The 8,412-nt window shown below is 40.2% G+C and carries 6 protein-coding genes; 4 read left to right on the forward strand and 2 right to left on the reverse strand.

Annotation, left to right across the window (positions count from 1 at the left end; genetic code table 11):
- Nucleotides 1-40: 40 nt before the first annotated feature.
- From GWJ05_RS07675 to GWJ05_RS07690, 4 genes are all read left to right on the forward strand, one after another.
- The gene (locus tag GWJ05_RS07675; protein ID WP_041701675.1) at nucleotides 41-766 is read left to right on the forward strand and encodes a fimbrial biogenesis chaperone; all 726 of its coding nucleotides are present in this window, start codon (nucleotides 41-43) and stop codon (nucleotides 764-766) included.
- A 9-nt stretch (nucleotides 767-775) separates the two neighbouring features.
- On the forward strand, nucleotides 776-3,310 hold the full coding sequence (locus GWJ05_RS07680; RefSeq protein ID WP_071425769.1) for a fimbria/pilus outer membrane usher protein: 2,535 nt from the start codon (nucleotides 776-778) through the stop codon (nucleotides 3,308-3,310).
- A gap of 9 nt (nucleotides 3,311-3,319) precedes the next feature.
- On the forward strand, nucleotides 3,320-4,402 hold the full coding sequence (locus tag GWJ05_RS07685; RefSeq protein WP_020946065.1) for a fimbrial protein: 1,083 nt from the start codon (nucleotides 3,320-3,322) through the stop codon (nucleotides 4,400-4,402).
- A 100-nt stretch (nucleotides 4,403-4,502) separates the two neighbouring features.
- Complete coding sequence (locus GWJ05_RS07690; RefSeq protein WP_036919964.1) at nucleotides 4,503-4,808, forward strand: helix-turn-helix domain-containing protein; 306 nt, start codon at nucleotides 4,503-4,505, stop codon at nucleotides 4,806-4,808.
- A 22-nt stretch (nucleotides 4,809-4,830) separates the two neighbouring features.
- On the opposite strand, the gene GWJ05_RS07695 is transcribed toward GWJ05_RS07690, so the two are convergent.
- Both GWJ05_RS07695 and GWJ05_RS07700 read right to left on the reverse strand, forming a co-directional pair.
- Nucleotides 4,831-5,832: a hypothetical protein gene (locus GWJ05_RS07695; RefSeq protein WP_116672768.1), complete on the reverse strand. Its 1,002-nt coding sequence runs from the start codon at nucleotides 5,830-5,832 to the stop codon at nucleotides 4,831-4,833.
- 3 nt (nucleotides 5,833-5,835) lie between these two features.
- Nucleotides 5,836-8,412: phage tail tip protein J-related protein (locus GWJ05_RS07700; protein ID WP_161681268.1), on the reverse strand; the 2,577-nt coding region annotated here is incomplete at its 5' end.

The raw sequence follows: 8,412 nt of genomic DNA on the forward strand, positions 1-8,412 counted from the left end.
CGGGGCAGAAAAAACTGCCCCATTTCCTTCTAGAGGTATTATGTTAAAGTTCATTCTTATTTTCTTGACTCTGTTTGTATCCACAGTGGCTCAAGCCAGTGTGGTTATTATGGGGACCCGCGTTGTTTATCCCGCAACGCAAAAAAGCATTAATGTTCAATTAAATAATAACGATGAATCCCCCGCATTAATTCAGTCTTGGTTAGATACCGGAAACGCAGCTGCAGCACCAGATTCAATTCACGTTCCTTTTATCATTACTCCTCCCATATTTCGTATGGAGCCAAAATCAGGGCAAACCATCCGGATTGTCTATACCGGTGAATCATTACCACAAGATAGAGAGTCTCTTTTCTATTTAAATGTCTTAGACATTCCGGCAAAACCTAAATTGGAAGAAAATTCGGAAAACTCAGAGGGAAATAACAATTACTTACAATTAGCCGTTCGTAGTCGCATTAAGTTTTTCTTTCGCCCTGATAATCTCAACGTAACGCCTGATGATGCTTACCAAAAAGTGACTTGGCATCAGGAAGGAGCACTACGCATTAAAGCGATTAACCCAACACCTTATTACATCACTTACAACAAAATCTCAGTGGGTCAGGATAAACAGCTAACGCCTGTTGAACAAAGTGGGATGATAGCTCCTTTTTCTTCAAAAATATTTTCACTTAAAGAGAAGCCAATATTAACAAATAAAGTCACTTGGGTTGTTGTTAATGATTATGGTGGATACCAACAAGGTGAATCTACTTTGGAATAAGGTAATATAATGAATTTTAATAACCAATTACACCTCATTTCCTATCGTTATTCTCTTCCGTTTTGTGTCGCTTTAGGGATTGGGGTGATAACAACTTCTTCATTCGCTGCTGAAGAAGCTGAATTTGATCCTAGCTTTTTGCATTCAGTACAAGGAAAGAATGCGATTGATATACGTCGCTTTAATTATGGCAACCCTATTCCTGAGGGCAAGTATTACGCTGATATCTATCTCAATAATAAATGGAAAGGAAAAGCTAATGTACAGTATTTATATACTGACAATGCGAATACGTCGACGTTATGTCTAACGCCGGAATTACTTTCATTAATTGATGTCGTCAAAGGCACTGTTCCTGAAAACAGTTATAAAGCCACTTGTTATCCCGCCTCAGAAGGACTCCCCTCAGCAAAATTTCATTTTGATTTATCCACTTTAAAGCTGAATATAGAAATTCCTCAGGCACAAGTGAATACTCGACCTCGAGGATATATTGCCCCTGCACAGTGGCAAAGTGGAGTCCCTGCCGCATTTGTCAACTATGATGTTAACTATTATCAATACAATACTCCGGATATAAATAATGAGCAGACTTACCTTGGGTTAAAAGCGGGACTCAATTTATGGGGATGGGCTTTTCGTCACCGTGGTGGTGAAAGCTGGAATAATGGTCATTCTACCGGATATCAGAATATCGAAACAAATGTGACGCATGATATTGCTCGGTTACGGGCACAATTCACATTAGGTGATTTTTATACGAATGGCGAGTTAATGGATAGCCTTAGCTTACGGGGAATTCGATTAGCATCGGATGAACGAATGTTACCCAACTCTTTACGTGGCTACGCTCCGATCGTGCGAGGCATTGCTAATAGTAATGCTAAAGTTACGATTTATCAAAATGCTAACATCCTTTATGAAACAACTGTGCCTGCTGGCCCCTTTGTCATTAATGATTTGTATCCCAGTGGATATGCTGGCGACCTTCTTGTGCAAATAACCGAATCTAATGGACAAACAAGAACATTTACGGTTCCTTTTGCTTCTGTTGCCCAACTTATTCGTCCCGGATTTAGCCGTTGGCAAATGTCAGTGGGACGCTATCGTTATGCAAATGAGACATATCATGATTTAATTGCACAAGGCACATATCAATATGGTTTGACAAATGATATCACTTTAAATAGTGGACTGACCACAAGCTCAAAATATACCGCAGGATTGGCTGGTGTTGCTTTTAACACGCCGATTGGGGCAATTGCATCTGACATTACATTGTCCAGAACAACATTTAATCACTCTAACGTAACGCGTAAAGGCTACAGTTTACATACTAGCTATAGCGTCAATATTCCGACCACGAGTACAAATATCACGTTAGCAGCCTATCGTTATTCATCTAAAGATTTTTACCATTTGAAAGATGCGCTATTGGCTAATCACAGTGAATTTATTGATGATGTTTCCATAAAAAGTGCCGCATTTTATCGCCCTAAAAATCAATTCCAAGTTTCAATTAATCAAGAATTAGGTGAAAAATGGGGAAATATATTTTTAACTGGTACCACTTATAATTACTGGGAGCATAAAGGAAGTCGTAATGAGTATCAGATGGGATATAGCCATTTTTGGAAAAAACTTGGTTATCAGATTGGCTTTTCTCAATCACGAGATAATGAGCAACAACGCCGAGATGACAGATTTTATGTGAACTTTACGCTTCCTTTGGGAGAGCGTGTTCAAAGCCCCATTTTTTCTACTGTCTTAAATTATAATAAAGGCGAGAAAAACAGCATTCAAACATCCATCAGCGGTATCGCTGGGGAAGATAATCAATTCTCTTATGGTATTTCAGGTAATAGTCAGGAAAGTGGACCTTCCGGCTATGCGATGAATGGAGGCTATCGTTCACCTTATGTAAATGTAACCGCAACCGTCGGGCAAGATACTCAACATAATCGTCAAATGTCATTGGGGGCGTCGGGGGCGGTTGTTGCACACCCTTATGGAGTGACATTGAGTAATGATTTAAGTGATACTTTTACCATTATCCATGCAAAAGGAGCACAAGGTGCGGTTATTAATAATGCACCAGGTAGCCGATTAGATTTTTGGGGTAATGGTATTGTGCCTTATGTCACACCCTATGAAAAAAATCAAATTAGTATCGACCCCGCTAATTTAGATTTAAATGTTGAATTATCAGCAACAGAACAAGAAATTATTCCTCGTGCTAATAGTGCCACGTTAGTGACATTTAATACTCAAACAGGGAGAAGCCTGCTGTTTGATATTCGTATGCCAGATGGCAGTACTCCTCCAATGGCTTCCGAGGTTTTGGATGATCATGAACAGTTAGTCGGATATGTTGCTCAAGCTGGGCGCTTATTTACCCGAGGTCTTCCCAAACAAGGTCAACTTGATGTGATATGGGGACCAAATCATGACGATAAATGCTCATTTACATATCATGCGACACACAATGAAACTGACATGCGGCCTCAAATCATTCCTGTTCAGTGTATACCGCACTCTAATTAGGAACAAAACATGAAAAGAATATTTGTTATATTATTTCTTTTAAATCTATTCCCTAGTCTGGCTGTTGCTGGTGCAGATGACTACGTACCGTCTCCAATAACAATCAACACATCTACCCACCCTGTTGTTGTTATAGGCCCTGCCGATGCCCATACTTACCCTCGGGTGATAGGAGAACTCAGCGGAACAAGCAATCAATATATATTTAACGGTGGTAGTTTAATAGCGTTAATGCGTGGAAAATTTACTCCCACATTACCTAAAATAGGCAAGATTACATATAGCTTTCGCCAAGGGAAAAACACTCAATCTTCCGATTTCGATATATTTGATATTGGAGTCCCGGGGCTAGGTATTATTATTGGTATGGCAGGCTATTGGCCTGCAACGCCTTTGGTTCCCATAAACAGCTCAAGTATATATATTGATCCTGTTGCCGCCAATACAAATCCAAATGCTTATAATGGTGCAACTGGAAGTTTTGGTGCTCGTTTATATGTTGCTTTTGTCGCAACAGGACGATTACCTAATGGGTATGTAACGATACCAACCAAACAACTGGGCCATATTTTATTGGAATCTAATCGGGCAAGTTTGAATAATAAAAGATTAACAGCTCCTGTTATGTTAAATGGAGGGCGCATCCAAGTGCAAAGCCAAACATGCTCGATGAATCAAAAGAATTATGTTGTTCCATTAAATACTGTCTATCAATCCCAGTTCACGTCTTTGTATAAAGAAGTGCAAGGAGGGGAAGTTAATATACAACTTCAATGCCAAGACGGTATTGATGTTTATGCTACATTAAATGATGCGACCCAACATGGGAATCGTTCTGATATATTAACATTAGCAACGGATTCTACGGCAAAAGGCGTTGGGCTAAGATTATATAAAAATAATGAAGTAACTGCGATTAGTTATGGTTCAGACACTCCTAACAAAGGAAATCAAAATCAATGGCATTTTTCAAATTATAGAGGAGAGATAAATCCACGTATAAAATTAAAAGCTAATTATATAAAAACAGAAAATACTATTACGCCAGGAAGTGTAAAAGCAGTAGCAACGATTACTTTTTCATATCAATAAAAATTAATTGAGTTTTATAAGTAGAGTAAAATGCTTTTATAACAAATGCTTTTTACTCTGTTAAACTTAAAAATCTGTTTATTGTTGGAGAATGAAGTTCATGAGTACAATTAATTCCATTATTGCTTATAGAATAAAGCAAAAAAGAAAAGAATTAGGGATGACAGGGAGGGAAATAGCCCATTCATTGGAAATAAGTCAACAGCACTATTCACGTATAGAGAATGGACATACCAAAATAACAGTAGAACATTTATTCTCTATCGCGTTTATTTTAGGTGTCAAACCTAAAGAACTATTGCCTAATTATAAATTTTCAAATGAAAAAGAAATGATTAAAGCAAAACAATCATTATCAGCAGAAAGCATTATGCCAATAAAGAAAAGCGACATGTATCCCACATAAATATAGACAGGTATTCATTTTATTAAAAATAATGTGAACCATTAAGGACATAAAAGGGAATACGTTGCTCTACATGATGTTGCCGATGAGCATCACGTATTCGTTCGCTCACAAAAATCTGTTTTCCCCGAAAACGTATCCCCGTATTGCGCTTGGCCCAATCAATAGGGTCATCCTGATAAGACGCATTCACAAACTGACTTGTTGCACAGACTAAAGGCAAGCTATATGGAGTCTCTACACTCCCCTCCCGTAATAACAATTCCATTGATTTTCCTCGGGTAAAAGGCAAATAGTCCGTATTAAAGACCAGTGTTCCATCTTCACTGTACAGTGATAAACCCCAACGTCTCTTCGGGGTCAAAACCATTCCTGAAACGAAAACACACACATAAATGTCTGTTTGGGCTGAACTGTATAATTGCTTTTTATGCGCTAAATAGCTCACTTCCGCTTGAGGGTTGGTGGCATGATAAAACACAACACACTTATCTAAATGCGGTAATGTTGTTGGCAAAGACCAATAGCGCCCGCCTTCAAGGTGGATTTTTTGTCGAAACACACAATAAGTCATTTGTGTATTACGTGTAATCGCACTTCGAAATCCCTGAAAGGCGCCATACCACTCCACACCATACGTTGGTTTTGTACTATCCGGTAACGGGATACCATAAATATCGACCACCATATTGGCTCTTTTGGCCATCTGTGGGTCTTGAACCTGAACATTGTCATAAACATACTCATAACGTAATACAGGCCCTTCCATTCGGATATGCGTTATTCCCTGAAAATACGCATAATCATTCACCGCCATATACACAGAAGCCACTCTCGGGATGGCGAACGCCTCATACCCCATGGCTTCATGAATGACTTTGCTCCGTGTTTTTTTCGGTTGTCGATAATGGGGCCAATCTTCTGGCCCTATCTGATAAGAGGTTAAATAACAGAGAATTTGCGTATCACGCGTTAAACGGTAAGGTTTACCGCCTTCAACAGGAAAAATTTCAAGACCATACATAAATCAACTCCCTAGATAACCGATTTTCATCACAAGGCGTTTTTTCTCATCTTTGACGACCAATTGATTATTGGTGATATTTAATGCCCCATTACCACCCGTAAAGCGGAAAATATTGTTTTTTGCATCCAATAAAAAGCCATTCCCTTTATCAAATCCCGATGATTTAAAATAATTGAGTACTACTAGTTTCTGTATCCACGCTTTATCCATTAAGGCTTCATGAATAACCACCTGTCCATTCTTCACGACAAACGGTGTCACCACTTTGCCGTTTAATGACGATATCACCGCAAAGTTTTGGGCATTAACCAGAAATTGGCTATTTCCTTGCGCATTAAATCCTAAGCCAATGCCGGTAATGACTTTATTCCCTTTGCTATCCTGCTGGACTTTCATTGTCCATGATGCGGAGATTTTGCCATTTATGTCTGTGACCACTTTCGAGGTTTGCTCTATTTTGGCTGAACTTGTACCCACTTGGCTTTCTAGGCGAGTGACTTGCTGAGCGGTAGCCGTCATTTTTCCATCGATATTCGACACCCGCGTATTTAACGCATTTACCGCACTGCTATCAGCTTTCCCTTTCAAATTTGAATTGAGCGTTGAAATCTCTTGCGTTTGCGCTTGCTGTTTCGAGGTGAGTGTTTCTAGTGATTTATTAATTGCGGAAACATTCCCATTCATCCGTGTTTCCAGTGATTGTCTGGCTTTGGTTTCCGCTTGGTCACCTGTAACTCGCGCTTGCTTCTCAGCGGAGATAAGTCCTGCGGTGACTTTCGATAAATCATTGCCTGTATAATCACCACGAAGTTGTGTAGCTAAGAATTGGCGTTGTTGAGCCTCCGCTTTATCAGCTTCAGCGCGAGCTTGTTGCTCTTGGTTAATTACTGCTCCTCGTGCAACTTGCTCCGCTAAAATCGCATCATGGTTCGCTTTCACTTGCGTATTTAACTCAACAACGGCTGATTGGTCAGCTTTGCTATTTATCTCACCCAATAAGTCTTGTGCGAGTTGGTCTCGGCTGATTTGCCCCGCTAATTCTTCAAGAATTAAATCGGTTTGAGCTGAGCAAACACCAGAAGCCTCCACAAACGGCGATTTGCCATAGCTGTTGATTGTTCGAACATAAAAATAATACGTATGTCCTGCTTTTAAATTCTCTTGCGTCCAGAAATTCCCTTGGCCAACTTTATTTGTTTTGGTGATCACTTCATTTTCAGAAAGATTAGTGAGTTTTTCCTCACTAAACCAAAACTCAAAGGTATAACCAAAGACAGCGCCATCGCCTTGTTTCGGTGCAATGGTCAGATTAAATAAGCCAGAGGTGACATCAATGTGCTCAGGAGGTGGTGGTGCTTGAATAGCAAAATCACTAATAGCGGGTGCCGACATTGCGCCAGCCACATTTGTTGCTCTAACTTCAACACGATAAGTTCCTCGCGCTAATCCGTTAATATCAACACGCTCAGCCGGCACTTGAATAGATTGAATCACTTTACCATTTTGAAGGATATTAACCGTATTATAACGCACATCATACGCCACATTCTGCCAAGAAAGTGTACCTTGTACGATGTCACTGACGGCAAGTGGAACAAAGGTAAGATTAATAGGGGAAGCAACACCACCAGTGGGTAAACTCACAAATGGTGGACGCTCAAACGGTTTGCCAATCACATCTTCATATAAATAGGCACCATCCTCTTCCAACGTTAAAGCCACACCCTCTAAAGCATGAAATGCCCATTCGGCAATACGAAATTCAAGCCCACTAATCCCCAAAGCGGGTAATTCTAAAAGCACAACTTCCCCCGGACGATAAGCATAGCCGTCTAAGTTCATCGTGAGTTGAACCCGTCTTCCTGCTTTCTTTTTACGGAGATATTGGCGAGCTAATCGTTGGGCTTGATAAGGGCTGGTGACAAAACGATAGTCGATATTCTCCCGAATTTCTAAGCCATCCTCTTTCACCCATTCGTCTACAATCACAGGCGTGAAATCCGTTTTTGTGTATAACTGTTCAGCATCAATAAACGTGCCATACACCGCATTGGTCGCGTCTTTTAAACCTGTTTCAGGGGTACACGTGACAGTGCCAATCAATTGTGATTCGGTGATAGTTTTTATTGCCGGCCCATAATAAGCACCGATTTGAATACCGTGTTTTCCTGCGGTGAATGTCGGTTCCGCGTTGATGCATTTGTGCATCGCTTCCAAGACACTCGATGGACTCTCATTTAAGTCATAGGCACCATTAAGGGTATATCGCGACTCAAATCCACCTTCTGGTAGACTCACTTTTTCATCACATAAATCGGCCGCCTGTTTAAAGCTGTCAAAATCAATATCTGTATCAGGTACTTTTAAATAATGGCGGTAATAATCCAAAATGACTAAAGCCCCATTATTACTCCACTCGGTTTGCCCAGTGCGAGGATCAAACAGATGTTTTCCCCAAACTTCACATTTCACATTGGGTAATCCATAAGGGAATTTTTCTTGGTCAAACGTGAGTGTCACACGTAACCACGCCAGACCTCGACCAATCATATCCTCTTTCCATGACGGGCAATTTTT

This window comes from Proteus sp. G2626, assembly GCF_009915985.1.
Taxonomy (GTDB): domain Bacteria; phylum Pseudomonadota; class Gammaproteobacteria; order Enterobacterales; family Enterobacteriaceae; genus Proteus; species Proteus vulgaris.